Genomic DNA, 25,332 nt, shown 5'->3' with positions numbered 1-25,332 from the left:
TTTGCCCTAGGTCGTCACACAGCCCGAAAAGGGCGCGCTGTTCGAGGTGGCTTCGGCCAAAACGCCCAAAAGGGGACCACAGAACGCGGTATGGAAAAGGAAAGACGCATGTTTGCGGTCCTCAAGACTGGCGGCAAGCAGTACAAAGTTCAGGCGGGCGACGTGCTCCGCGTTGAAAAACTGGCTGCCGACGCAGGTGAAAAAGTTCAATTCAACGATGTTCTGATGCTGGGCGGCGACGCTCCGGTTGTCGGCGCACCGTTCATCGAAGGCGCAGGCGTTCAGGCCGAAGTGATCGAACAGGTCAAAGGTGACAAGGTCATCAAGTTCGTCAAACGCCGCCGTAAGCACAGCTCGAAGCGTACTGTTGGCCACCGTCAGAAACTGACTCTGGTCAAAATCACCGACATCCTGGCGTCGGGCGCTGACAAGTCGGGCATCAAAGCTGCAACCGGTTCCGTTCCGGCTGGTGAAGCTGCTCCGGCGGCAAAAAAGCCTGCCAAGAAAGCTGAAGCCAAAGCAGAGGCACCCGTTGCGGCTGCTTCCGCTGACGATCTGACCCAGCTGAACGGTGTTGGTCCTGCCGCTGCCAAAAAGCTGGCCGAGGCCGGTATCGAGAGCTTTGCCGCTCTGGCCGCCTTGTCGGACGAGCAGATTGCTGCTATCGAAACGGTCAAAGTGAAACCCGAATGGGTTGAGCAGGCCAAAGAGCTGGCCAAAGGCTAAGGAGAGAGAGAATGGCACATAAAAAAGCTGGCGGTTCCTCCCGTAACGGTCGCGACTCAGCAGGTCGTCGCCTTGGCGTGAAACTCTATGGTGGTCAGGCCGCCATTGCAGGCAACATCATCGTGCGTCAGCGCGGCACCAAGTTCTGGCCGGGCGAAGGCGTAGGCATGGGCAAAGATCACACCATCTTTGCAACTGTCGATGGCGCCGTGAAGTTCCACAAGGGCCTCAAGAACCGCACCTTTATTTCGGTCCTGCCAGTGGCGGAGGCCGCAGAGTAAGCCGAAACCCAGAAGGTTTAATAAAAAATTCATGGGGGACCGGCAGAAAATGCCGGTCCCTTTTTCGTTTTAACGCAGTCGTGATCACAAGAACCGATGACAGTCGCCACCACCAGTTTCTTGATCTTTGCCGCCAGTCAGGTCGGTACGCCGGGACCGGCCAACATGGTCCTGCTCGGAACCGGTGCGCGTTATGGCTTTCGGGCGGCGTTGCCGTTTGTGGCCGGCGTCATCTTGGGCAAACAACTGATCATTTGGCCCGTGGGTTTTGGACTGCTGCAATTGGCTGAACAGGCGCCCCTGGTGTTTTCAGTCCTGAAATACGCTTCAGCGGCCTATATTTGCTGGCTTGCGTGGAAAATTGCGAACTTGCGTCTGTCGCGCGGTACCACGCGTGAAGCCGCTCCGGGGTTCTGGGCGGGGCTGATTGTTCACCCGCTGAATCCCAAGGCCTGGGCGATGATCGTCGCCGGGTTTACTGGTTTTGTTGCTGCCGGAACGTCGAGTTTTGACGCGACGCTCACGATCGCTCTCTGCTTATTGTCCTGCCAGGTGATTTTGCACCCGATTTGGACATTTGCCGGAGATAGAATTGCCCATGCGGTTGAAGGTCGCCCGGTGGAAAAATATCTGATGTGGACGTTGGCGAGTTTGACAGTTGCGTCCGTATTTTTTGTGTTGTTCGGAGGAGGAACGAACTCATGAAGCTTGAGACAATAATCAATCAGCCGGTCATTGAAACCGAGCGGTTCGATCTGCGCCCGCTGCGCAGGTCGGATATGGGTCTCATCGAGTATTATGCAGGCGAAAAACGCGTGGCGCGCATGACGACGTCGATCCCGCACCCATTGCCGCCCGGCTCGGTCGAGGCATTTGTGACCCGCTCAATGGCCGACGACCGCGACGAGGATGTCTGGGCCATGGACGCCACCAAGGATGGCGGGCCTGAGCTGATCGGTGTGATCTCACTGATGCGGCTGGATCGCAATCAGTCCGAGGTCGGATATTGGGTCGCGCCCCTGTATTGGAACACTGGCATTGCCTCTCAGGCCGTCGAGGCCCTGGTCAATGCCAACCCGCTCGAGAACGCCACCATGTTCGCCAGCGTGTTTCAGGACAATCCGGCTTCGGCCCGAGTGCTGACACATTGCGGGTTCCAGTATCTGGGTGATGCGGAAAGCTATTCGGTGGCGCGCGACGCGAATGTGCCCACCTGGACATACAGCAAAAAACTCTGACTTGTGGCCGATGGGGCCTTTGCAGTAGGGGACAGTCATGAAATTTCTCGATCTTGCAAAGGTCCACATCCGGTCCGGGGCCGGCGGTGGCGGGTGCGTCAGCTTTCGGCGCGAAAAGTACATTGAATACGGCGGTCCCGATGGCGGAGACGGCGGTAAAGGCGGGTCTGTCTGGGCCGAGGTCGTGGACGGGCTCAACACCCTGATCGATTTTCGCTATCAGCAGCATTTCTTTGCCAAAAACGGCCAGCCCGGACGCGGGCAGCAGCGCACCGGCAAAGATGGCGACGACATTGTTTTGCGCGTGCCCGTCGGCACCGAGATTCTGGACGAAGATGAAGAAACGGTCATCTGCGACCTGACCGAGGTTGGCCAGCGCGTACTGTTGGCCAAGGGCGGCAATGGTGGCTTTGGCAACCTGCACTTCAAATCGGCGACAAACCAGGCGCCACGACGGGCGAACCCGGGGCAGGCAGGTATCGACCGCACGATCTGGTTGCGGCTGAAACTGATTGCCGATGTGGGGCTGCTTGGGATGCCCAACGCCGGCAAGTCGACCTTTCTGGCGGCAACGTCGAACGCGCGCCCAAAGATCGCCGACTACCCCTTCACGACACTGCACCCGAACCTGGGGGTCGTGGGCGTCGACAATGTGGAATTCGTCGTGGCCGATATTCCTGGCCTGATCGAAGGTGCCCATGAAGGGCGCGGGATTGGCGACCGCTTTCTGGGCCATGTCGAACGGTGCGCGGTTCTGCTGCATCTGGTTGACGGAACCTCGGAAACTGTGGCCGAGGATTTTCGCACCATCATTCACGAACTCGAAGCCTATGGTGGCGAACTGGCGGAAAAGCCGCGCATCACCGTGCTGAACAAGGTCGACGCGCTGGATGCCGATGAAACGGAAATGGTCAAGGCCGAACTGGAAGAGGCGGTCGGCGGCCCCGTCATGACCATGTCGGGCGTCGCGCATCTGGGTGTGACCGAGGTGCTCCGCGCCCTGAGAACGCAGATCGACGAAGACCGCCTGCGCCAAAAGCCCAACGAGGAGGCACAAGCTTGGCAACCCTGACCACTGCAAAACGTTTGGTTGTCAAAATCGGGTCCGCGTTGCTGGTGGACCGCGAGACGGGCCTGCTTCGATCCGAGTGGCTACGCTCTCTGGCCGAGGATGTGGTCTGGCTCAAGAATCAGGGGACGGATGTCATTCTGGTGTCCTCGGGCTCAATCGCTCTGGGGCGTGGCGTGTTGGGCCTGCCTATGGCCAACCTGCCATTAGAGCAGTCGCAGGCCGCTGCTGCTGTCGGTCAGATTCGGCTGGCCCGCGCGTATGAAGAGGTTCTTGCGCCTCATGACATCAAAACCGCTCAGGTTCTGGTAACGCTGGAAGACAGCGCAAACCGGCGCCGTTACCTGAATTCGCGGGCGACGCTTGAGACGCTGTTGAGCCTGGGCGTGGTCCCGATCGTCAATGAAAACGATACCGTTGCAACGGATGAAATTCGCTATGGCGACAATGACCGTCTGGCCGCGCAGATTGCTGTGACGGTTGGGGCCGACAAGCTGATCCTGTTGTCTGATGTTGACGGGTTCTACACCGGAAATCCCAACGACGACCCGAAGGCGACCCGCTATGACGTGATCGAACAGATCACGCCCGAGATTGAGGCCATGGCAGGCGATGCGGGTTCCGGGCTGTCAAAGGGCGGTATGAAGACGAAACTTTTGGCTGGCAAGATGGCAATCGCCGCCGGCTGCGATATGGCGATTACCGAAGGTTCCCCGCTGAACCCGCTGAAAACGCTCGAGAACGGCGCAAATTGCACATGGTTCACGGCGACATTGGATCCGCACGCCGCGCGCAAACGCTGGATTTCGGCGATGAAGCCGCGCGGAGAAATCAAAGTGGACGAGGGGGCAGCGCGTGCGCTGGCCAACGGCAAAAGCCTGCTGCCAGCAGGTGTTATCGAAGTGACCGGTGATTTCGGGCGTGGCGATCCCGTAGCGATTCTGGATCCCGTGGCGCGGCGTCTGGCGCAGGGCCTAAGCCGTTACACTGCGCAGGAAGCCGATGCGATAAAGGGGCGCAAATCTTCGGAAATCGAGGCGACGCTCGGTTATCCGGGCAGGGCCGCCCTGATCCATCGCGACGATCTGGCGCTATAGTGACGTTCCCCGCAACGCAGAACACTCGGACCTGAAAGGCACATGACATGAAGGATTTCGACACCATTCCCGCCCTGATGGCCGATCTCGGAAAACGCGCCAAGCAAGCGTCGAACGCGCTTGGGTTTGCCAGCGCCGAACGTAAACACGCTGCGCTGATTGCAGCCGCCGATGCGGTTTGGGAAAACCGCGCGCAAATCATTGAGGCCAACCGGAAAGACCTGGAGTTTGGTCGCGAAAAGGGCCTGAGCGCCGCCATGATGGACCGCCTTATGCTGGATGAGGACCGTGTCCGCGGCATGGTCGACGGTTTGCGCGCCGTCGCTGAACAGCCAGATCCCGTGGGCGAAGTTCTGTCTGAATGGGATATGGCGTCGGGTCTGAATATTCAGCGTGTGCGCACACCGCTTGGCGTGATCGGTGTGATCTATGAAAGCCGGCCAAACGTAACCGCCGATGCCGGTGCACTTTGCCTGAAATCCGGCAATGCCGTGATTCTTCGGGGCGGTTCCGAGAGCTTTCACTCGTCGACAGCGATCCACGCCTGCCTTGTTGAGGGTCTTAAAGCCGCCAACCTGTCCGAGGACGCGATACAGTTGATCCCGACCCGGGATCGGGCTGCGGTTCAGGAACTGTTGACCATGACCGATTACGTGGATGTCATCGTCCCCCGCGGCGGCAAGGGTCTTGTAGGGCTGGTGCAACGCGAAGCACGTGTGCCTGTTTTTGCGCATCTCGAAGGCATCGTTCACATCTACGTGGACAAGGCTGCCGATCCCCAAAAAACGCTGGATGTGGTCCTGAACGCCAAGACGCGACGCACCGGCATTTGTGGCGCTGCAGAATGTCTTCTTGTTCACGAGGACGTTGCGAAGACACTGGGACGCGACGTTGTATCCGCCTTGATGGCGGCCGGTGTCGAAGTCCATGCCGAGGGCGATCTGGCCATCGAAGGCACAATCGCCGCGACCGATGAGGATTGGGGCAAGGAGTTCCTCGACAGCATTATCGCGGCAAAACCGGTTGCCGACATCGACGCGGCCATCGCGCATATCCGGGCCAATGGCTCAAACCATACCGATTGCATCATGACCGAGGACGCCGACGCAGCCGCGCGTTTTTTCGAGCGGTTGGACAGTGCTATTCTGATGCACAATGCCTCAACTCAGTTTGCCGACGGCGGGGAGTTCGGAATGGGCGCTGAGATCGGGATTGCCACCGGCAAGATGCATGCACGCGGCCCGGTGGGGGCAGCGCAATTGACCAGCTTCAAGTATCTTGTTCGCGGGAACGGGACGACCCGAACCTAAAAGCGCAAAGCAACCCGGGTTGCGGAAGTTTCAACCGCAATCCGCCGTCCCATGGCCGCCGAAGTCTCATGCAGCAGGGCAAACTGCACCTGAGCTGGTGTTATCTTGCCGGGAAACCGACCGGTCGCGACGTGCTTCCACAGATCGCAATCGATATTCAGTTTGTCCGCGTTCCCGGCCACGGTCCATTTCCCGTCATGCAGGGAAATCTCGACCTCGCCTCCCATATGCATTGCACTTTCGCAGCACATCAATGCCAGAAAGGTGAGTTTCACCTGATTGCGGGGTGCGGGTTCGCCCAGGGTCCAATTGATCCGAACGCGGCCTGCGCGTTCGATATCCCGTAACAGATCTGCAATTTCGGTTCGTCCAAGCGGCTGGTCGCCCGCAGCGCCGAACGCCACGCGGAAAAAGCGAATTCTGGCACCGGCGCTGCCGACGCTGCCGGAAATCAACTCCATCTCAGGACCTTGCACGCTGCCAACCATCTCAAGCAGTTCCAGCCCGTTGGTGATCGCACCTATAGGGCTGATCAGATCGTGACAGATCCGGGAACCGATCAACTCGGCCAGGTTGACGTCCGTGCCGCCCATGCGTACCTCCTGCTGTATCTGCCGCCGGACCGGAGCCACCGCATGACAGACCTCAATGCTATTCTTGCACCGGGCATGTATGTCCGCCACCCGGATTTCCCCGATTGGGGCGTCGGACAGGTTCAGTCCAACATCGCAGGCAAGATCACCGTGAACTTTCGCGAGCAGGGGAAAGTGGTGATTGACGGGACACGTATTGCCCTGGTGCCGGTCTTTGATCTCTGAAACTGGTTTAGGAAAAGTTAACGGAACCTGCCAGAGCAGCGCATGTTGCTAAGCCGCAAAAAACTGCTGTATCAGGCGGACCAGTACCAAAAAGGATCAAACATCGCACATGCCCGACGCAGGCCCATCTTTCACAGTCAAACTTGCCGAAAACGAGGCGGAGCTTCGGGCGGCGCAGCGGCTACGCTATGACGTGTTCGTGCGCGAGTTGGGCGGCGGTGGGCGGATGGTTGACCATGATGCCGGTTTGGAGCAGGACAGCTTCGATCCGCATTTCGATCACATGCTGGCTTATGACGATACGACGGGCGAAGTGATTGGTGTCTATCGGTTGTTGCCCGGTGATCGGGCTGCTGAACTGGGGCAGTTCTACTCGGAAGATGAATATGATCTGACTGTCCTGAAAGAAAGCGGGCGCAAGCTGCTGGAACTTGGGCGATCGTGCCTGCACCCCGATTATCGGGGCGGCACGGCGATGTATTACATCTGGAATGGACTTGCGAAATACGTTGAAGACCGCAACATCGAAGTTCTGTTTGGTGTCGCCAGTTTTCACGGCACGGATGTTCAGGCGCTTGCTCAACCCCTGTCGATGCTGCATCACAACCATCTGGCACCACCTGATCTGCGGGTACGTACCCAGCCAGGTGTCTTTCAGGACATGAACCTTGTCGCCCCCGAGGATCTGGATCGGCGTGCTGCCATGGTGCAGGTGCCATCACTCATCAAAGCGTACCTGAGGCTGGGCGGATTTGTGGGCGAGGGGGCCTTTATTGATCATGCCTTCAACACCACCGATGTCTGCCTGATCCTGGACACAGCCCGCATGAACCAGCGTCAAAAGCGCATCTACAGCGGGGCGTAATCCTGTGAACGACCCGCTTTGGAATAGCGAGAATGCGCCGGATCCCATCCGATTGGGTCTGGGCGGTTGGCTTCTGGTGATCCTGCGCGGGCTGCCTTTGGCGGTTTTGGTGTTTGGTGGTCTGATCATCCTTTTGGCCCTTCGCCTGATCGAACGGCCACTTTACGACGTTCGAAGGCCGGTTACACCTTTCATCACACAGTTCGTCTGCAGGAATGCATTTCGAATACTCGGAATGGGGTATAGAACCTCAGGCGAATTGATGCGGGAACAAGGCGCGGTTGTGGCAAATCACACCTCTTGGCTGGACATTTTCGCACTCAATGCGCGCAAGCGCGTCTACTTTGTTTCCAAGGCCGAAGTTGCCAAATGGCCCGGCATTGGGTGGCTGGCCCGCGCAACCGGCACCGTGTTCATTGAACGTGACCGAAAGAAAGCGCGCGAGCAGACCAAGGTGTTCGAAACCCGACTGAAAGCCGGGCACAAGCTGTTGTTTTTCCCCGAAGGCACCTCGACTGATGGTTTGCGTGTTTTGCCATTTAAAACAACACTTTTCGAGGCGTTCTTTACAAAAGAATTGCGAGAGTTCATGTATGTCCAGCCGGTCACGGTGGTTTTCCATGCACCGGATGGGCGGCCTGCGCGGTTTTATGGCTGGTGGGGCGACATGGATTTCGGACCGCACCTTCTCAAGACACTCGGCGCACACAAGCAAGGCTCGGTTGAGTTGATCTATCACGCCCCCGCAAAAGTCAGCGACTTTGAGAACCGCAAGGCTTTGGCTGCACATTGCGAGGAGGCGGTTCGGCACGCACATAGCCTGGCGCGGCTCGAAAAATAAGGGCGAAAGACCCTTGCGCTGCCACTCAACCTGCCGTATACGCGCGCCATTCAAACCCGCAGGCGGGGTTTGGCCTTTTTGAGGGAGACATCCTCATCAAGACCGCCGGTTGGAGCATCCGCTTCTTTCACCCCCGCCGAGGCGTAAACCGGAAAAGGAAAGTAAAGCATGGCTCTTCCCGAGTTCACCATGCGTCAGCTGCTGGAAGCTGGCGTTCACTTTGGTCACCAGACACAGCGTTGGAATCCCCGCATGGGCCCGTTCATTTACGGCTCGCGCAATGGCATCCACATCATGGACCTGACCCAGACCGTTCCGATGCTGGATCAGGCTCTGCAGGCTGTTCGTGACACCGTCGCAAAAGGTGGCCGCGTTCTGTTCGTTGGCACCAAGCGTCAGGCTGCTCAGCCGATCGCTGAAGCCGCTGAAAAGTCGGCGCAGTACTATATGAACCACCGCTGGCTGGGCGGCACCCTGACCAACTGGAAAACCGTTTCCCAATCGATCAACCGTCTGAACCAGATCGACGAAGCAATGGAATCGGGCGCCGAAGGCCTGACCAAGAAAGAGCGTCTGGGCATGGAGCGTGACCAGTCCAAGCTGCAGGCTTCGCTGGGCGGTATCCGCGAGATGGGCGGCGTTCCTGATCTGCTGTTCGTCATCGACGTCAAGAAAGAAGCACTGGCCATCGCCGAAGCCAACAAGCTGGGTATCCCGGTTGTGGCAGTTGTCGACACCAACTGCTCGCCCGACGGCGTTGATTACATCATCCCCGGCAACGACGACGCTGCACGCGCAATCGCTCTGTACTGCGATCTGGCCGCACGCGCCGCACTGGACGGCATGACCGCTCAGATGGGTGCTGCGGGCGTTGACCTGGGTGCGTTCGAAGAAGCTCCGGTTGAAGAAGCCGTTGCTGAAGAGGCCGAAGCAGAAGCACCTGCTGAAGCGTAAGCTGCCCGTCACCAAAATGACATATGGGGCAGGGTAGACCTGCCCCAATTCCGTTTGAATTGAGGAGAGCCAAAAGATGGCAATCACAGCAGCAATGGTTAAAGAACTGCGCGACTCGACCGGCGCAGGCATGATGGACGCAAAAAAAGCGCTGACCGAAACCGGCGGCAACATGGACGAAGCCGTTGACTGGCTGCGCACCAAGGGCCTGGCCAAAGCGGCTAAGAAATCTGGCCGTACCGCGGCAGAAGGTCTGGTTGCAGTTCACGTGGACGGTGGCACCGGTGTCGCTGTCGAAGTGAACTCGGAAACCGACTTCGTTGCGAAGAATGGCGAGTTCCAGGAAATGGTTGGCAAAATCGCCTACGCCGCCGAAGGCGTGGACAATGTCGAGGCGCTGCTGGCTGCTGATCTGGGCGGCAAGACCGTTGCCGACACGCTGACCGACAAGATCGCCACCATCGGAGAAAACATGTCGGTTCGCCGCATGGCCAAACTGTCGGGCGACACCGTTGTGTCTTACGTGCACAACGCTGCCACCAATGGCATGGGCAAAATCGGTGTTCTGGTTGCTCTGACCGGTGGTGACGAAGCAATCGGCAAACAGGTTGCAATGCACATCGCAGCTGTAAACCCGGCGGCCCTGTCCGAAGATGATATGGACCCGGCTGTTGTCGAGAAGGAAAAGCAGGTTCAGATGGACATCGCCCGCGAATCCGGCAAGCCCGAGCAGGTGATCGAAAAGATGATCGTAGGCCGCATGAAGAAATTCGTCGCAGAATCGACTTTGCTGAACCAGCAGTTCGTTGTGAACCCTGACCTGACTGTTGAAGCCGCTGCCAAAGAAGCTGGCGCGACCATCACCGGCTTCGTCCGTCTGGAAGTGGGTGAAGGCATCGTTGTCGAAAAAGAAGACTTCGCAGCCGAAGTGGCCAAGGCTGCTCAGGGCTGAGAATGCGGGGTATCAACAGATACCCCCACTAAGAAATAGGAACCGGTTACGTGAAAGCGTGACCGGTTTTTTGTATTCCGGATGCACGTACGCAGAACGCTGCCGACTACCGCAAAATTGGAGAAAAGGTTGATTGAGGGGCCCCGCATGATGGGGATGGTCGAGGCCCCCCAAAATTTCCGACTCAACTACGTGGACCAATAGACGCATTTGAGTCAGAGCGACCGGAGAGCCCTGGTATTGCAAAGATCCGATCAATTGTTCCCTGGCTAAAGCCACCACTCACGGAACACTCTCACTTTGCAACTTATGGTAAGGATTCGGAAAGTCATGATTTCCTTACCTAAGGTAAATTGACGCAATTTAGCGTCAAAATTGATGCGTTATGCCTCCATAACGAACATCTGGTTCTGCAGCGAAGCTTTCAGGACAGCCTGCGCTGTTGTTTCAACTGCAAGTGACTCGCGCGCGAGCCTGAGGTGCTTTTCTACTGTCGCTGAAGTCAGCCCCATGAGCAGAGCAATATCCTGCGTTGTCTTGCCATCGCCGACCCATTGCAGCGCCTCACGCTGGCGCTTTGTCAGGGCCCGGTTGGGGGCGTGATAGGGCAGTGTCAGGATCTTCAGATGGGCGACATTGTTCATCAGCAGAATGTCTTCGCCGTGCTCATCCCATATCGCGTCAACATCATCCTGGCTCAGATCACTTCCGGCCGCCAGAGAGATTGCGCCCTTGGTGCGCATCGACACGGAATTGAAGCTGACAGTATATCCGGCAACAACGCCCATGGACTTGTTGAAATCCAGAACCTGCTTCTCCTGAGGAGACAACGAACCGTTGCTCTGCGAAGATTGTGCCAGATTCCAACTTTGCGCACCCTCATTGTTCAGCGCCCATTTCAACATTGGCGCATGGAAATACAGTCCACCCTGCAAAAAACCATCCAAATACGCCCGGCCGTGGTTTGTGAGGATGACAAAATCTTCGGGGTCTCCCAGCGACGTTTCTGTCCGGAACAACGTGTAGCCGTACAAAAGACGCTCGAACCCAAACTCAGCCATTTGACGGCAGTGTGCGTCCCATAGCTCTTCCAGAGTTTTCGTATAGCTCAGGAAATGAAGATATTCTTTCAGGTTCACGCCGCGCCACCTCCGTCATTGAGATGCGAAGCCAACGCATCCAAAGCCAGCACATAGCTTTGCGCCCCAAATCCGCAAATCTGACCAAGCGCCGCCTTGGCGATGTAGGACTTGTGGCGGAAGGATTCTCGCGCATGAATGTTTGACAGGTGGACCTCAATCGTCGGCAGCTCGACCGACGAAATCGCGTCCAGCAATGCAATTGAAGTGTGCGTATAGGCGCCGGCGTTCAGTACCAGCCCATCATAAACCCCACGCGCCGCGTGGATGGCATCAATAAGCGCGCCTTCGTGGTTGGACTGAAGATGTGATACTGACAGCCCAATCGACTTTCCATGCGCTATGCACAGATCTTCGACGTCTTTCAAAGTGACGCTGCCGTAAATCTCAGGTTGCCGCGTACCCAGCAAATTGAGGTTTGGCCCATTTAATACCAGAATTTTGCGCATTATTTTACTGTCCCCATAACAGTTTGATAAACGTGAAATGGGGAAGATGTCTACATGCCATTGTTGTATAAAAATATGTAATAACTCCGTTGCGATACATACAAAACGGCGGCCGACACCTGCATTGGCTGGCTGGAGCAGCGAAATCCGCAATACAACACAGGTTTGGAAATACATGGCACGCCAGTCGACACTTGACCCTGACAGGACGCAACACATCCGCCACTGGATGCAACGCTATGTCGATCAGCGCAAATACGCAGGTTCTTCGTTGTTGCTGATCCAGGGCGGTAGAGAGGCGTTTTTCCATACCTGCGGGCATCGGGATCTTGCGCGCGAACTGCCTTTTGAACGTGACACAGTGGTTCGAATTTATTCGATGACCAAACCGATCACGTCCGTCGCCATCATGATGCTGGTTGAACGCGGTTTGTTTCCTCTGAACGCGCTGGTATCTGACTTTTTGCCCGAGTTCGCGGATATGCAGGCGCTTGTGTCTGACGCAACAAGGATTGATCAGACAGAACCTGCCACGACCCCGACGGTGCACCAGCTACTGACACACACAAGTGGCCTTAGCTATTCCTTTAACCCCGGAATACTGCCGGAAGCCATGGAAGCGCAGGAACTATTTTTCAAGCCGGATCAGGGCTTTCTGGCGGACAACGTAACAAAACTCGCGACCCTGCCACTGGCGTTCCAACCAGGGACCAGGTGGGAATACTCCGTCGCGACAGACGTTCTTGGCCGGATCGTCGAAATCGTATCCGGACAGTCCTTGGACGGGTTCCTTCTGCAAAGTGTTTTTGACCCATTGGGCATGACAAAGACCGGTTTTTCAGTCCCACATGGAGCATCCAGCAGATTTGCGTCGCTTTACACCCCCTTGGCTGGCGATGCCATGGCCCTCAATTCCGCCGATGTCGGGGAAAACAGCCTGCGGCTTGTAGACGAAGCCGGGAAATCTCCGTTTGAACGCGCGACGATGTATTCCGGAGGTGGCGGTCTGGTAAGCACGATCGATGACTATGCCCGTTTCGCGGAAATGCTGCGAAATCGGGGGCAGGGGAACGGCCACCGCCTGTTGGGCCCCAAGACCGTTGAGTTTATGATGCATAACCAATTGCCGGGTGACATCGCATCGATGGGCCCGCGCAGTTTTGCGGAACAACCAATGGAGGGAATGGGGTTTGGACTTGCGGGCGCTGTTGTTATCCAACCGGGTCGCACCCGGGTTGCCGGGTCCCAAGGGGATTTCAGTTGGGGCGGAATGGCTTCTACGTTTTTCTGGATCGACTACCAGAACGATCTGACTTCGGTGTTCTTCACACAGTTGTCTCCTTCTAGTTCGTACCCGTCCCGTGCCGAGCTAAAATCACTGGTTTTGGGTACAATCATTGAATGACCGGTCGGCGACTGTTACTTCGCCTGAAGAAATACACCAGTGAGACACAATATGACCGAAGCCGAGCGTATCCTTCTTGATCTTCTCAACGTTGAAAGGCTTGAACAAGACCTGTTTCGGGGCACCGGATCCGGCGGGGAAACCCCAACAAGAGTTTTCGGCGGTCAGGTCATAGCTCAAGCACTGGCTGCGGCATACAGGACAGTGGACGACCGGCTATGCCATTCGCTTCATGCGTATTTCATACGACCCGGAAATCCTGATATTCCGATAATATATCAAGTGGATAGAGCACGAGATGGAGGTTCTTTCACGACTCGCCGGGTTGTAGCAATCCAGAACGGGAAACAAATCCTGAACTTGTCGGCGTCATTTCATATTCAGGATGATGGGTGGGATCACCAACATCCCATGCCAGAGTCGAATTCACCGAACTCGTATCCCGCGCGATCAGAGTTGTATCACAAGTTGCTGGATCAAGTTCCGAAACGGCTGCATGGCGAACTGCTTCGGGAACGTCCGATTGAAGTTCGTGAGGTCAATCACCACAGTCCGATCCATCCGGTGAAATCCGATGACCGCAACCAAATCTGGTTTCGCATGTCAGCAGCGGCTGACACTGATCCAATCACACAACATCTGTTGTTGGCCTACGCGTCAGACATGTACCTGATGACGTCAGGGATGCGGCCGCATGGCCTGAGCTGGTATACTGGCGAAGTCAACAGCGCCAGCCTAGATCATGCGTTGTGGTTCCATGCACCGGTTCACTTCGAGAACTGGCATTTGTATTCGATGGATTCACCTTGGACAGGCCGTGGTCGCAGTTTTAACCGCGGTTCGATCTTTTCTCAGAATGGCGAACTTGTGGCTTCTGTCGCACAGGAAGGCCTGATGCGGAAGGCTGTCAAACAAGGTTAGAGATCTCTTCTAACCGATTGTTATGATGTTAGACTACTTTTGATTAGCAACGTGTCACCAAGAACGTGTCACCAAGAACGCGAAGGAGACTTTTTACCATAATACCGATTATACGAATTTGTGTATCCTGTAAAATTGACGGCCAAGCTGACGTCAACTCACGAACCTCTGAATAAAATCTTACCAACGACAACCACCCGGCTGCTAATATAGCAGCCGAGTGGCAGAATGTTCGCCGTCGAAATCCGGCGCTTAGAAAAACGCCTGCAAGCCGGTTTGCGCCCGCCCCAGGATCAATGCATGGACATCGTGAGTGCCTTCATAGGTATTCACGGTCTCCAGATTGACCATGTGGCGGATAACGTGAAACTCCAGAGAGATCCCGTTGCCACCGTGCATGTCGCGTGCCAGACGCGCGATATCCAGAGCTTTGCCACAATTGTTGCGCTTCACGATCGAAATCATTTCCGGCGCAGCTTCGGCCAGGTCCATCAGGCGTCCGACCCGCAGGCTGGCCTGCAGCCCCAGCGCGATTTCGGTTTGCATGTCGGCCAGTTTGCGCTGGAACAATTGCGTTTGCGCCAGGGGACGATTGAATTGCTTGCGGTCCAGTCCATACTGGCGTGCGCCATGCCAGCAGCATTCAGCAGCCCCCATGACCCCCCAGCTGATGCCGTATCTTGCGCGGTTCAGACAGCCGAATGGACCTTTCAGACCCTGAACATGGGGCAGCAATGCGTCTTCACCAACTTCGACGCCATCCATGACGATTTCACCGGTGATTGATGCACGCAGGCTCAGCTTGTTCTGAATCTTAGGGGCGCTCAGACCCTTGAGGCCTTTTTCAAGCACAAAACCGCGAATTTTGCCGTCATGCGCATCGGATTTGGCCCACACAACAAACACATCCGCGATCGGTGCATTGGAAATCCACATCTTGCTGCCGTTCAACCGATAGCCACCATCGATCTTTTCAGCGCGGGTCTTCATACCCGCCGGATCCGAACCCGCGTCTGCTTCGGTCAGACCGAAACAACCAATCCACTCTCCGCTGGCCAGCTTGGGCAGGTATTTTTGCCGCTGTTCTTCACTGCCATAGGCATAGATCGGATACATCACCAGTGAGCTTTGCACCGACATCATCGATCGATAGCCGGAATCCACACGCTCGACTTCACGCGCCACCAGCCCGTACGAGACATAGCCGGCACCGATCCCGCCATATTCTTCGGGAATCGTGGCGCCCAGCAAACCCATTTCGCCCATCTCGCGAAAGATCTCGGGGTCTGTCTTTTCCTCCTCGAACGCCTGCGTAATCCGGGGTTGCAGCTTTTCCTGAGCATAAGCACGGGCGCTGTCCGCAATCATGCGTTCGTCTTCGTTCAGCTGATCAGACAGGCGAAAAGGATCATCCCAGGCAAATTTACCAAGATCCGGGGTATCCTTGGCGCGCAAGGTGGGTTTGGGGGTCGGGGCGTTCATGATCATTCTCCGCTCAGTCGGCTTCGCGGCAAAATAACCCGGAGCGCTGGCAAAAGACAGCAAGAGTTTAGCAATCACCCATGAGTGAATCGCATAGTTTCTGACCGGGCCGCCCTACCCCTTGTTCAGCCCAAGGCGTAGCCAGCACCACGTACCGTGCGCACCGGATCGTCGCCCCCATGCTGTGTCAAAGCCTTGCGCAGGCGTCCGATATGCACGTCAACTGTTCTGGTATCGACATAAATGTCCCGCCCCCAGACCCGGTCCAGCAATTGCTCGCGGCTCCAGACCCGGCCTGGCTTTTCCATGAAAGTGCTAAGCAGGCGAAACTCGGTCGGGCCAAGTTTCAGCGGTTTGCTGTTGCGGCTGACTTTGTGTGTCTCGGAATCCAGAACGATGTCGTCATACTCCAGCCGCAGACCAACCGTCGCCGGACGCACACGCCGCAGTTGGGATCGCACCCGTGCCATGAGTTCGACGACTGAATAGGGTTTGACCACATAGTCATCCGCGCCGGTTTCCAACCCGCGCACCTTGTCCACCTCTTCCGTACGGGCCGAAAGCATGATGATCGGAATGGAGCGCGTATCCGACCGGGTTTTCAGACGCCGACAGACTTCGATCCCGCTGAGGTTTGGCATCATCCAGTCTAGCACGATGATGTCCGGGCTATCCTCATCGACCAGCAGCAGGGCTTCGTCACCGTTGGCGGCTTTTGAGACGCGAAACCCTTCTGCTTCAAGATTGTAGGCCAGCACTTCGCGCTGCGCCGGTTCATCCTCGACAACCAGAACTGTGGGCTGATCAGCGGACATGATCGCGATCTCCTAGACGGTTTGCGAGGTGATATCAGCCTTGGGCCGCGCCTCGGAGGGTCGTTCACCGGTCACGAGATAAACAACCTGCTCAGCGATTGCAGTGACATGGTCGCCCATACGCTCGATGTTCTTGGCGATGAAATGCAAATGCATGCACGACGAAATATTGCGCGGATCCTCGGCCATGAACGTCAGGAATTCGCGGAACAGACCATTATACATCTGGTCCACCTCTTCGTCCCGTTCGATCACGTCAGCCGCCAGTTCGGCATCGCGCTGGATATAGGCATCCAGCGCGTCCCGCAGCATACGCTCGACCTCGCGCGCCATACGGCGCAGAGCCGCAGCGCTTCCGTTGATCTCGCCTGCGTTGACCAAAACCGTGGTACGCTTGGCAATGTTCTTGGAATAATCGCCAATGCGTTCCAGGTTGGCCGAAACCTTCAGGACCGACAACACCAGCCTCAGATCGCCGGCCGTCGGGGACCGCAGCGCAATCAGACGCGCGGTTTCTTCGTTGATCAGTTCTTCAAGCGCGTCAATGGCCTTGTCGCCCTGCCGGACTTGCTGCGCCAGTTCCTCGTCGCGCGTCTCAAGCGAGCGGGCCGAGCTCATGATTGCGGCCTCGACCAGACCGCCCATCTTCATGATGTGGGCCTGGATCGTTTCAAGGTCGCGGTCGAATGCGGATGCAATATGTTGTTCGGTCATATCTGGTTACCTGTACTCAGCCGATCCGGCCTGTAATGTAGCTTTCCGTGCGGGGATCCACCGGGTTGGTGAAGATCTGGCCGGTTTCGCCAAACTCGACCAGGTTTCCCAAATGGAAGAAAGCGGTCTTCTGGCTTACACGGGCGGCCTGCTGCATAGAATGGGTCACGATCACCACAGAATATTGCGCGCGCAGCTCATCGATCAGTTCCTCGACTTGCGCCGTTGCAATCGGGTCCAGCGCCGAACAGGGTTCGTCCATCAGCAGAACCTCGGGCTCGGTCGCGACGGCGCGAGCGATGCACAGGCGTTGCTGCTGACCACCGGACAGACCTGTGCCCGGGGCATCCAGCCGGTCCTTCACCTCATCCCAGATCGCACCCCGGCGCAAGGATTTCTCAACGATCTCATCCAGTTCTGCCTTGTTCTTGGCAAGGCCGTGGATGCGAGGGCCGTAAGCGACATTGTCGTAGATCGACTTGGGGAACGGGTTGGGCTTCTGGAACACCATCCCCACTTTGGCGCGCAGCTGCACCGGGTCGACACGCCTGTCATAGATGTCTTCGCCGTCCAGCAGGATGTCTCCTTCGACCCGGCAGATGTCAATGGTGTCGTTCATCCGGTTCAGGCAGCGCAGGAAGGTGGATTTGCCGCACCCCGACGGGCCGATGAAGGCCGTCACCTTCTTGTCTTCGATCTCCACGTTCACGTCCTTGATGGCGTGGGCATCGCCGTAATAGACCTGAACGTTTTTCGCGGCGATCTTGATTTCTTCGGAGTCCACGGTTCTCTCCACTCGTGTCATGTCGTTCATTATTGCCTCCACTTACCAGCGGCGTTCAAAGCGGCGGCGCAGGATGACCGCAATCGTGTTCATTGTGACGAGGAAGATCAACAGAATGATGATGCCCCCCCATGCGCGTTCGTAAAAGGCCGGGTCGGCGCGCTTGGACCATTCGTAGATCTGCGCCGGCATGGCCGAGTTCGGGGACAGGAAGCCCGCAACGATGCCGTCGGGCGGGTTCGAGGCGATAAAGCCCACCATTCCGATCAGCAACAGCGGAGCCGTTTCACCCAGCGCCTGCGCCAGACCAATGATGGTTCCGGTCAGAATACCGGGTGCGGCCAGGGGCAGAACATGGTGGAACACCGCCTGCATTTTCGAGGCCCCTACCCCAAGCGCTGCATCGCGGATCGACGGCGGCACGGCCTTCAGCGACGCTCGGGTCGATATGATGATCGTCGGCAAGGTCATCAGCGTCAGCACCAAACCGCCGACCAGCGGAGCGGACGTTGGCAGGTGCATGTAGTTGATGAACACGGCAAGACCCAGGATACCGAACACGATGGACGGAACGGCAGCCAGGTTCGAGATATTCACCTCGATAATATCGGTCAGCCGGTTCTGCGGCGCGAATTCCTCAAGATAGATCGAGGCTGCAACGCCAATCGGCAGCGCCAGCGCCAGCACGACGAACATCATGAACAGCGAACCCAGCATTGAGACGCCGATCCCTGCCGCCTCGGGCCGTTGGTCGGACGCATCAGCACCAAGGATGAAGTCGGGGTTGAACGCCTTGTACAGAACACCGGCATCCCGCAACTGGTCAACGAAATCAAGTTGTTCGACCGAGATGCTCTTGTCGTTGGCAATCGAGTCGCGGGTTACTCGATCTTTCATGTAACCATCAACGCGGCTGTTGGTCAGAAACCGGAAGCTGACCGTATTGCCGATCTCATCAGGATTGGCGATGACGTAGTTCCGCAATTCCGCCTGCGCAGCTTTGGACAGGATACCGCCCATCTGTTTAGGTGTCAGTTCAGTCTGGATGCCCAGTTTTGCAACTTCGGATTCCAGCGCAGACGCGATCAGAGGCGCATAACCAAAGGTCGACACCTTCTTGATGTCCTCAATATTGCGGTTGCCCTTCTTGTCCAACTTGTCGGCCTTCAGGTCGACATCCAGCTCAAGATAGGTTTGCTGAAATGCCCCGGTGCCGGCGGTTACGATATTCGTAACCAGAACGACCAGCATCAGCAGCCCGATACCGATGGCGGCGATACCGTACATCTTGAACCGGCTTTCAGCCGCATTGCGCCGCTTGGTGCGCGCGTCCTTTTCGAACAGCGATCCGTCCTTGGTTTTCGCGGTCGGAGCAGCGCCAGGTGTTTGGGAAATATCGGTCATTCGTACTGCTCCCGGTATTTGCGTACGATGTAGAGGGCGAGGATATTCAGGCCCAGCGTGATCACAAAGAGTGTCAGACCCAGCGCGAACGCGACCAGCGTTTCAGGGCTGGCAAAGTCGGTATCACCTGTCAACTGGCTGACGATCCGAGTGGTGATGGTGGTCATCGCCTCGAATGGGTTGCCCGAGAACTTTGCTATCGCACCGGCGGCCATCACAACGATCATCGTTTCACCAATGGCACGGCTGGCGGCCAGCAGAATTGCCCCGACGATGCCCGGCAGCGCTGCGGGCAGGATCACATTGCGCACGGTTTCCGAATGCGTGGCCCCAAGGCCGAGAGAACCGTCACGCATGGATTGCGGTACAGCGTTGATGATGTCGTCCGACAGCGAGGACACGAACGGAATCAGCATGATCCCCATCACCAGACCGGCCGTCAGAACCGCGTTGGAACTGGCCATCCAGCCCACCCCCAAAGCGCCACCATCACCGAAAAGGGAAACAAGCGCGGGACCAACCGTCAGCAAGGCAAACAAACCGTAAACGATGGTCGGGATACCCGCCAGAATTTCGAGCAGAGGTTTGGCGATCGACCGGGTCGCACCGGATGCATATTCCGACAGGTAAATTGCGGCGAACAGACCGATCGGCACAGCAACCAGCAGCGCAATCAGCGAGATGTATAGCGTGCCCCAGAGCAGCGGCAGAATCGACAGCTCACTTCCGCCACGGAAGTTGGGGGCCCAGGTGGTTCCCAGGAAAAAGTCTTTCCAGGAATGCAGCTGGAAGAAGTTCATGGTCTCGAACAACATCGACAGAACGATGCCGACGGTTGTCAGGATTGCAATCGACGCGGCGAGCAGCAACAGCGCCAGAACCCCCTGCTCGACCACATTGCGAGCCCGGAAATCCTTGTGCGTTCTGATATAGGCAAAAGCGGCACCAAACAGAGCAATCGCCAGAACGACGACCTGCATTGCCACCTTCCCGGTTGACGTCATGCTGCGGTACTTCTGCGCTGCCACCAAAATTGGCTGTGTGATGTCTTGCGTCAGAACCTGTCCGGACTCTTTCAGCGTTTTGGTCAGGGCTTCGATATCGGCATTGCCATCCCGGGCCTGCGGCTCAGCCATCGCGCCAGTGGCCACAGCGCCGTCCAGACCATAAGCCACACGGCGGACCTCGCTCATGACCAAGCCGCGGTCCGAACCCTCGGGGATCGCTTGATCAGGAATAAGGCCGGAAACAGTGCTGTTCACGATCATCGGCTGCACCAGAAGCCAGATGATCAGCACACCCAATGCCGGAACCAAAGCTGTCAGAGCAACGTTGTAGCCATAGTATGATGGCAGAGAATGCAAATCACGGGCCTCTCCGGCCGCGCTTGCCAATGCTCGGGACCGGCCCGCGAAAAATCCAATCACTGCCAGTGCAAGCAGGATAACCAACAGCCAGGATAGCGCCATGAGAACTCCGTAAGTATGGCAGAGTAGGAGTCAAAAGGAACCGGGACGCGAAGAAAACGCCCCGGCTCCGTTCATATGAGTATTTAGGAGCCGCCGCCCAGAACGGTTTCGTTGGCTACTGTTTCCTGTACTTTGACCAGCTCTGGGTCGGATACCAGGCCGTATTCTGCCAGCGGGCCATCGGGGCCTGCGATCTCGTCAGCGACGAAAAACTCGGCATACTCTTTCAGGCCGGGGATTACGCCGATGTGGGCTTTCTTCACGTAGAAGAACAGCGGGCGCGAAACCGGGTATTCGCCGGATGCGATCGACTCGGTCGAAGGAACGATGCCAGACATGGTCGCGACCTGCAGCTTGTCGGTGTTGTTCTCATAGAACGCCAGACCAAAGACGCCGATGCCGTCCTTGTTGCTTTCGATACGGGCCAGGGTTTCGGTGTAGTCGCCGTCGATGTCGACCGAAACGCCGTCGGTACGCAGCGCGATACAGGCTTTTTCAGCTGCTTTCTTGTCGTCGCCGTTGGCAGCCTTGTAGACGTCAAAGTCGCCCAGATGCTCACAACCGGCCAGGATCACCTTGTCTTCGAACACTTCACGGGTGCCGTGCTTGGTGCCCGGGATGAAGGCTGCGATCGGCTGTGCCGGGAAGTTAGGGTTCACGTCGGCCCAGGTTTTGTTCGGGTTGTCGACCAGTTCGCCGTCGACGACGATTTGAGCGGACAGGGCTCTGTACCAGTCTTCCGGCGTGAACTCGAACGAGTTGCCGTTGATGTCGGATGCGAAAACGATGCCGTCATAACCGATCTGAACTTCGATGATGTCCGTCACGCCGTTCTCAGCGCAGGCTTTGATCTCTTTTTCGCGGATGGCACGCGAAGCGTTCGCAACGTCGATGGTGTTTTCGCCTACACCTTCACAAAAACGCTTCAGACCCGCCGAGGAACCGCCCGATTCAACAACCGGTGTCGGGAAGTCAAAGTTTTCACCGAAGGCTTCAGCAACGATCGAAGCGTAAGGCAGCACGGTTGACGAACCGGCAACCTGTACCTGATCACGCGCAGCAGCAGTAGTCGCCGAAACGGCCGCGATGGCCAGTGCAGAAGCCGACAGTTTTACAAAGGACATTTCAGTCTCCTTGACAAAGATATGTAGTGATCATCCCCATGATGATCTTGGGCGAACCTCTAAGAGGCGCGCGTAAGCCTTGTGTGACAGGTGTGTAACAGTTTCATGACAAGCCGGAGGAAAGTTGCATAACTTTGCGCAAAGCTGTCATGCACTCGACGCAAGGCTTCCGTGAGCAGGTTTCAGGTTTCGCTGTGCCCGATGGGAAGGATCACAGTGAACGTTGTGCCCTGCCCCAATTCGCTTTCCACACGCAACCGGCCGCGATGCCGGTTGACGATGTGTTTTACGATCGCCAGCCCAAGTCCCGTCCCCCCCAACTGACGTGACCGGTGGCTGTCGGCCCGATAAAACCGTTCCGTCAGCCGGGGCAAATGTACTGAGTCGATACCTGGCCCCTTGTCCGCCACCTGAACACGCACAGACGGGCCACGTACGGTCGCGTCACGCTCCAAAAGCTCAAGCGTGACATCAACGACGCCGCCGCTGCTGCCGTATTTGATGGCGTTCTCGATAAGGTTGGTGAAGACCTGACGCAGTTGATCGGCATCACCCGGCAGCGACACGGAATCCGGCGGCGCGTTCAGAGACAAAGCGACTTGCACATCCTCTGCCAGCGGGCGCAGCGTATTTATCGTTGATTGCAACAGCCCCGTCAGGTCCACTGCTTCCTTTGGCCGGATACGTTCCTCGCTCTCGACCCGGTTTAGCGACAACAGATCGCCCACCAGACGGTTCATCCGGTTCGCCTCATCCATCATGATCTGCAGGAACCGGTCCCGCGCGGCCTCATCCTTTCGGGCCGGGCCACGCAGTGTTTCAATGAACCCCATCAGGGCGGTCAAGGGGGTGCGCAACTCGTGACTGACATTCGCTACAAAGTCCCGCCGCATCTGGCTGGCCTGTTCCAGATGGCTCACGTCCTGGAAGATGGCCAAAACTGCCCCGCCCGAAACGGCACCGACCCCGTTTACGTATCTGCACTGGACCTCGAACGTGGTGTCCTGCGCACCGTCGTTGGACAGATGCTTTGTTTTCGCGGCCCCTTTCGTGCTCAGGCTTTGCTCCATCGCTTCGATAACCTGAGGCTGCCGCAGGATGGTTGCGAAATGCCGGCCATGAATGTTGCGGCCTAACAGAGTTATGGCATCAGTGTTGGCGGCAACGATCCGCTCTGTCTGGTCGACCATCAATGCTGGCATGGGAATGGCCGAAACAAATTCGTTTAGCTGATTTTCTGCCATTGCTGCAGCCTTTCTACTTGTCTCGTCAAAAGGCCTATGAAATCGGCTTCAGGGATTCACGAAATCTCCGCATATTTTCCTGATAGTGCTGCGCGCTGAGTGTAAGCCGCTGCGCCGTCGCCTCATCCACCTGGCGCACGACCTTTCCGGGCGATCCCATGACCAGGGAATTGTCCGGAATCTCCTTGTTTTCGGTGATCAGCGCCCCGGCCCCGATCAGGCAGTTCTTGCCGATCCTGGCCCCGTTCAGAACGATGGCACCCATCCCGATCAAGGTATTCTCACCGATTGTGCAGCCGTGCAGCATGACCTTGTGGCCAATGGTGCAATTGGCCCCGATGGTCAGCGGGAAACCGGCGTCGATATGCATGACGCAGTTTTCCTGCACATTGCTGCCCGCACCTACGCGAATTTCCTCGTGATCGGCGCGGATGGTGCAGCCGAACCAGACCGAGGCGCCTTGCTCCAGCACGACCTTCCCAATCAAATTGGCGTCGGGCGCAACCCAGGTATCCTCGTGAAGTTGCGGTGTGTGTTCGCCCAGTGCGTAGATGGTCATGACAAACCCTCGAATTCACTTTGCAATGTCCGTACATGATCCTGCAACGCGGGTTGCTGAATGCGGCGCATTCGCTCGGCGCTGACGATCGTCTTCAGCTTTTCTTCGGTTGCATTCAGATCGTCATTGATCAGCACGTAATCGTAATACCCCCAATGGCTGATTTCGTCCCAGCTTTTGAGCATCCGTTTGGCGATCACTTCTTCACTGTCCTGCCCCCGGCTTTCCAACCTGCGACGCAATTCCGGAATCGAAGGCGGAAGAATAAAGATCGAAAGCGCATGTTTGCCCAGATCCGAGTTCCGGATCTGCACCTCACCCTGCCAGTCGACATCGAACAGGACATCCTTGCCACTGTTGATCGACTCGCGAACCGGACCTGCGGGAGAACCATAGAAGTTTCCGAAAACATGCGCGTGTTCCAGCATCTGACCGTCTGAAACCTGCTGACGGAACGTGTCTTCGCTTAAAAAATAGTAGTCGCGCCCGTGTTCTTCACCCGGTCGCGGCGCGCGGGTTGTTGCCGAAACTGAAAACTCCAGCTCTGTGTCCCAACTCATCAACCGTTTGGCCAGCGTGGATTTGCCCGCGCCCGATGGCGAGGACAGAATGATAAGAAGGCCTCGTCTATCCGCCATATCCTTACGCTCCGATCTTATTCCACGTTTTGCACTTGTTCGCGCATCTGATCTATCACAGCCTTAAGTTCGAGACCTACGGCAGTAAGCTCCGCGCTTTGCGCCTTGGAACACAAGGTGTTGGCCTCGCGGTTGAACTCCTGCATCAGGAAGTCTAGCTTGCGTCCTACCGCCCCGTCCTGCGCCAGCAAAGTGCGGGCGGCGGTCACGTGAGCACCCAGTCTGTCAATCTCTTCGGTGATATCCGCCTTAACGGCGATCAGCGCAAGCTCTTGCGCGACGCGGTCCGGGTCCGCACCCTGAGCGTTGTCCAGAACGCGGGCCAGGTTCTCCTGCAACGCCTCGGCAGCCTTGCCTTTGCGCTTTTCGGCCAACTCAGCCGCCTGAGCTGTCAGCGCCGCGACCTGATCCAGTTGCCCGTCAAGTATACCGGCCAACGCTTTCCCCTCGGCCCGCCGCATGTCGATAAAGGCGCCCAGAAGTGCAGGAAATTCAGACTGAAGATGTGCGACCAAAGGCGCGGCATCGTCCGTATCATTGCCCGCTTCCATCATGCCTTTCAACGCAAGCAAATCTGCGGCACAGGATGGCGCAAGCGTCAAACCCCGCGCTGCAGCCATGTTTTCTGTTCGAGCCAGCGCATCCAGCGCCGATTCCATCGCGGTTTCATTCAGCACAAGATCTGGTGCCGTTTCTTCGCGGCTCAGCCGCAACGACAAAGTCACATTGCCGCGGCTAAGAGATTTGGACAGTTCTCCCCGCAAGGCGGCTTCCAATCCGGTCAGCCAATCCGGCAGGCGCAGGCGCATGTCCAGACCCTTGCCATTCACGCTGCGGAGCTCCCACGTCCAGCTATGCGGCCCGAAAGCCCCCTTACCCGAGGCAAATCCGGTCATGGATCTGATCATGCCTGCCCTTTCTGTCGATGCCATTTCCTGCGTGCTTGCCGCACCTAATGCCATAGACCGCCACAGGGCAAGACCTTGCTGTGATTGCGTGAACTCCCGGAAGTTAACCATTCGTTAAAGAATTCC

The 25,332-nt window shown here is 57.1% G+C and carries 28 protein-coding genes; 14 read left to right on the top strand and 14 right to left on the bottom strand.

Annotated features, from left to right (window positions below; genetic code table 11):
• Positions 1-108: 108 nt before the first annotated feature.
• From ACR0MI_RS02910 to ACR0MI_RS02880, 7 genes are all read left to right on the top strand, one after another.
• On the top strand, positions 109-726 hold the full coding sequence (locus ACR0MI_RS02910) for a 50S ribosomal protein L21 (RefSeq protein ID WP_170618989.1): 618 nt from the start codon (positions 109-111) through the stop codon (positions 724-726).
• 11 nt (positions 727-737) lie between these two features.
• Positions 738-1,007 carry a 50S ribosomal protein L27 gene (gene rpmA / locus ACR0MI_RS02905; RefSeq protein ID WP_010440093.1) on the top strand — a complete coding sequence of 90 codons (270 nt, stop codon included), beginning with the start codon at positions 738-740 and terminating at the stop codon, positions 1,005-1,007.
• Between the two features lie 96 nt (positions 1,008-1,103).
• On the top strand, positions 1,104-1,712 hold the full coding sequence (locus ACR0MI_RS02900; RefSeq protein WP_170615048.1) for a LysE family translocator: 609 nt from the start codon (positions 1,104-1,106) through the stop codon (positions 1,710-1,712).
• Complete coding sequence (locus ACR0MI_RS02895; RefSeq protein ID WP_170615047.1) at positions 1,709-2,245, top strand: GNAT family N-acetyltransferase; 537 nt, start codon at positions 1,709-1,711, stop codon at positions 2,243-2,245. The genes ACR0MI_RS02900 and ACR0MI_RS02895 overlap by 4 nt, the downstream gene beginning before the upstream one ends.
• 37 nt (positions 2,246-2,282) lie before the next feature.
• Positions 2,283-3,317 (top strand): GTPase ObgE, encoded by a 1,035-nt coding sequence (gene obgE / locus ACR0MI_RS02890; RefSeq protein ID WP_170615046.1) that lies wholly within the window; start codon positions 2,283-2,285, stop codon positions 3,315-3,317.
• A complete protein-coding gene (gene proB, locus ACR0MI_RS02885) occupies positions 3,305-4,411 on the top strand; it encodes a glutamate 5-kinase (protein ID WP_480853575.1) in 1,107 nt (368 codons plus the stop codon). The genes obgE and proB overlap by 13 nt, the downstream gene beginning before the upstream one ends.
• Positions 4,412-4,458: 47 nt before the next feature.
• Complete coding sequence (locus ACR0MI_RS02880) at positions 4,459-5,721, top strand: glutamate-5-semialdehyde dehydrogenase (RefSeq protein WP_170615044.1); 1,263 nt, start codon at positions 4,459-4,461, stop codon at positions 5,719-5,721.
• Here ACR0MI_RS02880 and ACR0MI_RS02875 read toward each other — a convergent pair.
• On the bottom strand, positions 5,718-6,314 hold the full coding sequence (locus tag ACR0MI_RS02875; protein ID WP_170618987.1) for a histidine phosphotransferase family protein: 597 nt from the start codon (positions 6,312-6,314) through the stop codon (positions 5,718-5,720). The genes ACR0MI_RS02880 and ACR0MI_RS02875 overlap by 4 nt on opposite strands.
• Positions 6,315-6,356: 42 nt before the next feature.
• Here ACR0MI_RS02875 and ACR0MI_RS02870 point away from each other — a divergent pair, with 42 nt between their 5' ends.
• The 5 genes from ACR0MI_RS02870 (at position 6,357) to tsf (ending at position 10,151) form a co-directional block, all read left to right on the top strand.
• On the top strand, positions 6,357-6,539 hold the full coding sequence (locus tag ACR0MI_RS02870) for a DUF3553 domain-containing protein (protein WP_170615042.1): 183 nt from the start codon (positions 6,357-6,359) through the stop codon (positions 6,537-6,539).
• Positions 6,540-6,648: 109 nt separating this feature from the next.
• Positions 6,649-7,404, top strand: coding sequence for an L-ornithine N(alpha)-acyltransferase (olsB, locus tag ACR0MI_RS02865; RefSeq protein WP_170615041.1), 756 nt, complete (start codon positions 6,649-6,651; stop codon positions 7,402-7,404).
• Between the two features lie 4 nt (positions 7,405-7,408).
• Positions 7,409-8,245 carry a lyso-ornithine lipid O-acyltransferase gene (gene olsA, locus ACR0MI_RS02860; protein ID WP_170615040.1) on the top strand — a complete coding sequence of 279 codons (837 nt, stop codon included), beginning with the start codon at positions 7,409-7,411 and terminating at the stop codon, positions 8,243-8,245.
• 168 nt (positions 8,246-8,413) lie between these two features.
• On the top strand, positions 8,414-9,199 hold the full coding sequence (rpsB, locus tag ACR0MI_RS02855) for a 30S ribosomal protein S2 (RefSeq protein ID WP_170615039.1): 786 nt from the start codon (positions 8,414-8,416) through the stop codon (positions 9,197-9,199).
• Positions 9,200-9,275: 76 nt separating this feature from the next.
• Entirely contained in the window at positions 9,276-10,151 is an 876-nt protein-coding gene (gene tsf / locus ACR0MI_RS02850) for a translation elongation factor Ts (RefSeq protein WP_170615038.1), read from the top strand.
• 383 nt (positions 10,152-10,534) lie between these two features.
• On the opposite strand, the gene ACR0MI_RS02845 is transcribed toward tsf, so the two are convergent.
• Both ACR0MI_RS02845 and aroQ read right to left on the bottom strand, forming a co-directional pair.
• The gene (locus ACR0MI_RS02845; RefSeq protein ID WP_170615037.1) at positions 10,535-11,290 is read right to left on the bottom strand and encodes an autoinducer binding domain-containing protein; all 756 of its coding nucleotides are present in this window, start codon (positions 11,288-11,290) and stop codon (positions 10,535-10,537) included.
• The gene (aroQ, locus tag ACR0MI_RS02840; protein WP_170615036.1) at positions 11,287-11,739 is read right to left on the bottom strand and encodes a type II 3-dehydroquinate dehydratase; all 453 of its coding nucleotides are present in this window, start codon (positions 11,737-11,739) and stop codon (positions 11,287-11,289) included. The genes ACR0MI_RS02845 and aroQ overlap by 4 nt, the downstream gene beginning before the upstream one ends.
• Before the next feature lie 175 nt (positions 11,740-11,914).
• Between aroQ and ACR0MI_RS02835 the strand changes: the two genes are divergently transcribed.
• Both ACR0MI_RS02835 and ACR0MI_RS02830 read left to right on the top strand, forming a co-directional pair.
• A complete protein-coding gene (locus ACR0MI_RS02835) occupies positions 11,915-13,144 on the top strand; it encodes a serine hydrolase domain-containing protein (RefSeq protein WP_170615035.1) in 1,230 nt (409 codons plus the stop codon).
• Between the two features lie 51 nt (positions 13,145-13,195).
• The gene (locus tag ACR0MI_RS02830) at positions 13,196-14,065 is read left to right on the top strand and encodes an acyl-CoA thioesterase (RefSeq protein WP_170615034.1); all 870 of its coding nucleotides are present in this window, start codon (positions 13,196-13,198) and stop codon (positions 14,063-14,065) included.
• A 252-nt stretch (positions 14,066-14,317) separates the two neighbouring features.
• On the opposite strand, the gene ACR0MI_RS02825 is transcribed toward ACR0MI_RS02830, so the two are convergent.
• The 11 genes from ACR0MI_RS02825 to ACR0MI_RS02775 form a co-directional block, all read right to left on the bottom strand.
• Positions 14,318-15,547, bottom strand: coding sequence for an acyl-CoA dehydrogenase (locus ACR0MI_RS02825; RefSeq protein WP_170615033.1), 1,230 nt, complete (start codon positions 15,545-15,547; stop codon positions 14,318-14,320).
• Positions 15,548-15,672: 125 nt separating this feature from the next.
• Positions 15,673-16,362, bottom strand: coding sequence for a phosphate regulon transcriptional regulator PhoB (gene phoB / locus ACR0MI_RS02820; protein WP_170615032.1), 690 nt, complete (start codon positions 16,360-16,362; stop codon positions 15,673-15,675).
• A 12-nt stretch (positions 16,363-16,374) separates the two neighbouring features.
• Positions 16,375-17,076: a phosphate signaling complex protein PhoU gene (gene phoU, locus ACR0MI_RS02815; RefSeq protein ID WP_170615031.1), complete on the bottom strand. Its 702-nt coding sequence runs from the start codon at positions 17,074-17,076 to the stop codon at positions 16,375-16,377.
• A gap of 16 nt (positions 17,077-17,092) precedes the next feature.
• Complete coding sequence (gene pstB / locus ACR0MI_RS02810) at positions 17,093-17,890, bottom strand: phosphate ABC transporter ATP-binding protein PstB (RefSeq protein WP_170615030.1); 798 nt, start codon at positions 17,888-17,890, stop codon at positions 17,093-17,095.
• A 12-nt stretch (positions 17,891-17,902) separates the two neighbouring features.
• The gene (gene pstA, locus ACR0MI_RS02805) at positions 17,903-19,264 is read right to left on the bottom strand and encodes a phosphate ABC transporter permease PstA (RefSeq protein ID WP_170615029.1); all 1,362 of its coding nucleotides are present in this window, start codon (positions 19,262-19,264) and stop codon (positions 17,903-17,905) included.
• Complete coding sequence (gene pstC / locus ACR0MI_RS02800) at positions 19,261-20,733, bottom strand: phosphate ABC transporter permease subunit PstC (RefSeq protein WP_170615028.1); 1,473 nt, start codon at positions 20,731-20,733, stop codon at positions 19,261-19,263. Before pstC ends, pstA begins: the two co-directional genes overlap by 4 nt.
• 83 nt (positions 20,734-20,816) lie before the next feature.
• On the bottom strand, positions 20,817-21,857 hold the full coding sequence (locus ACR0MI_RS02795; RefSeq protein WP_170615027.1) for a substrate-binding domain-containing protein: 1,041 nt from the start codon (positions 21,855-21,857) through the stop codon (positions 20,817-20,819).
• Positions 21,858-22,039: 182 nt separating this feature from the next.
• A complete protein-coding gene (locus ACR0MI_RS02790; RefSeq protein ID WP_170615026.1) occupies positions 22,040-23,101 on the bottom strand; it encodes an ATP-binding protein in 1,062 nt (353 codons plus the stop codon).
• A gap of 34 nt (positions 23,102-23,135) precedes the next feature.
• Positions 23,136-23,660 carry a gamma carbonic anhydrase family protein gene (locus tag ACR0MI_RS02785; RefSeq protein ID WP_170615025.1) on the bottom strand — a complete coding sequence of 175 codons (525 nt, stop codon included), beginning with the start codon at positions 23,658-23,660 and terminating at the stop codon, positions 23,136-23,138.
• The gene (gene gmk / locus ACR0MI_RS02780) at positions 23,657-24,298 is read right to left on the bottom strand and encodes a guanylate kinase (RefSeq protein WP_170615024.1); all 642 of its coding nucleotides are present in this window, start codon (positions 24,296-24,298) and stop codon (positions 23,657-23,659) included. Before gmk ends, ACR0MI_RS02785 begins: the two co-directional genes overlap by 4 nt.
• Positions 24,299-24,315: 17 nt before the next feature.
• Complete coding sequence (locus tag ACR0MI_RS02775; RefSeq protein ID WP_170615023.1) at positions 24,316-25,206, bottom strand: YicC/YloC family endoribonuclease; 891 nt, start codon at positions 25,204-25,206, stop codon at positions 24,316-24,318.
• Positions 25,207-25,332 lie beyond the last annotated feature (126 nt).

It is taken from the genome of Ruegeria sp. D4, assembly GCF_056534475.1.
This window is presented reverse-complemented; position numbering and strand designations above follow the sequence as displayed.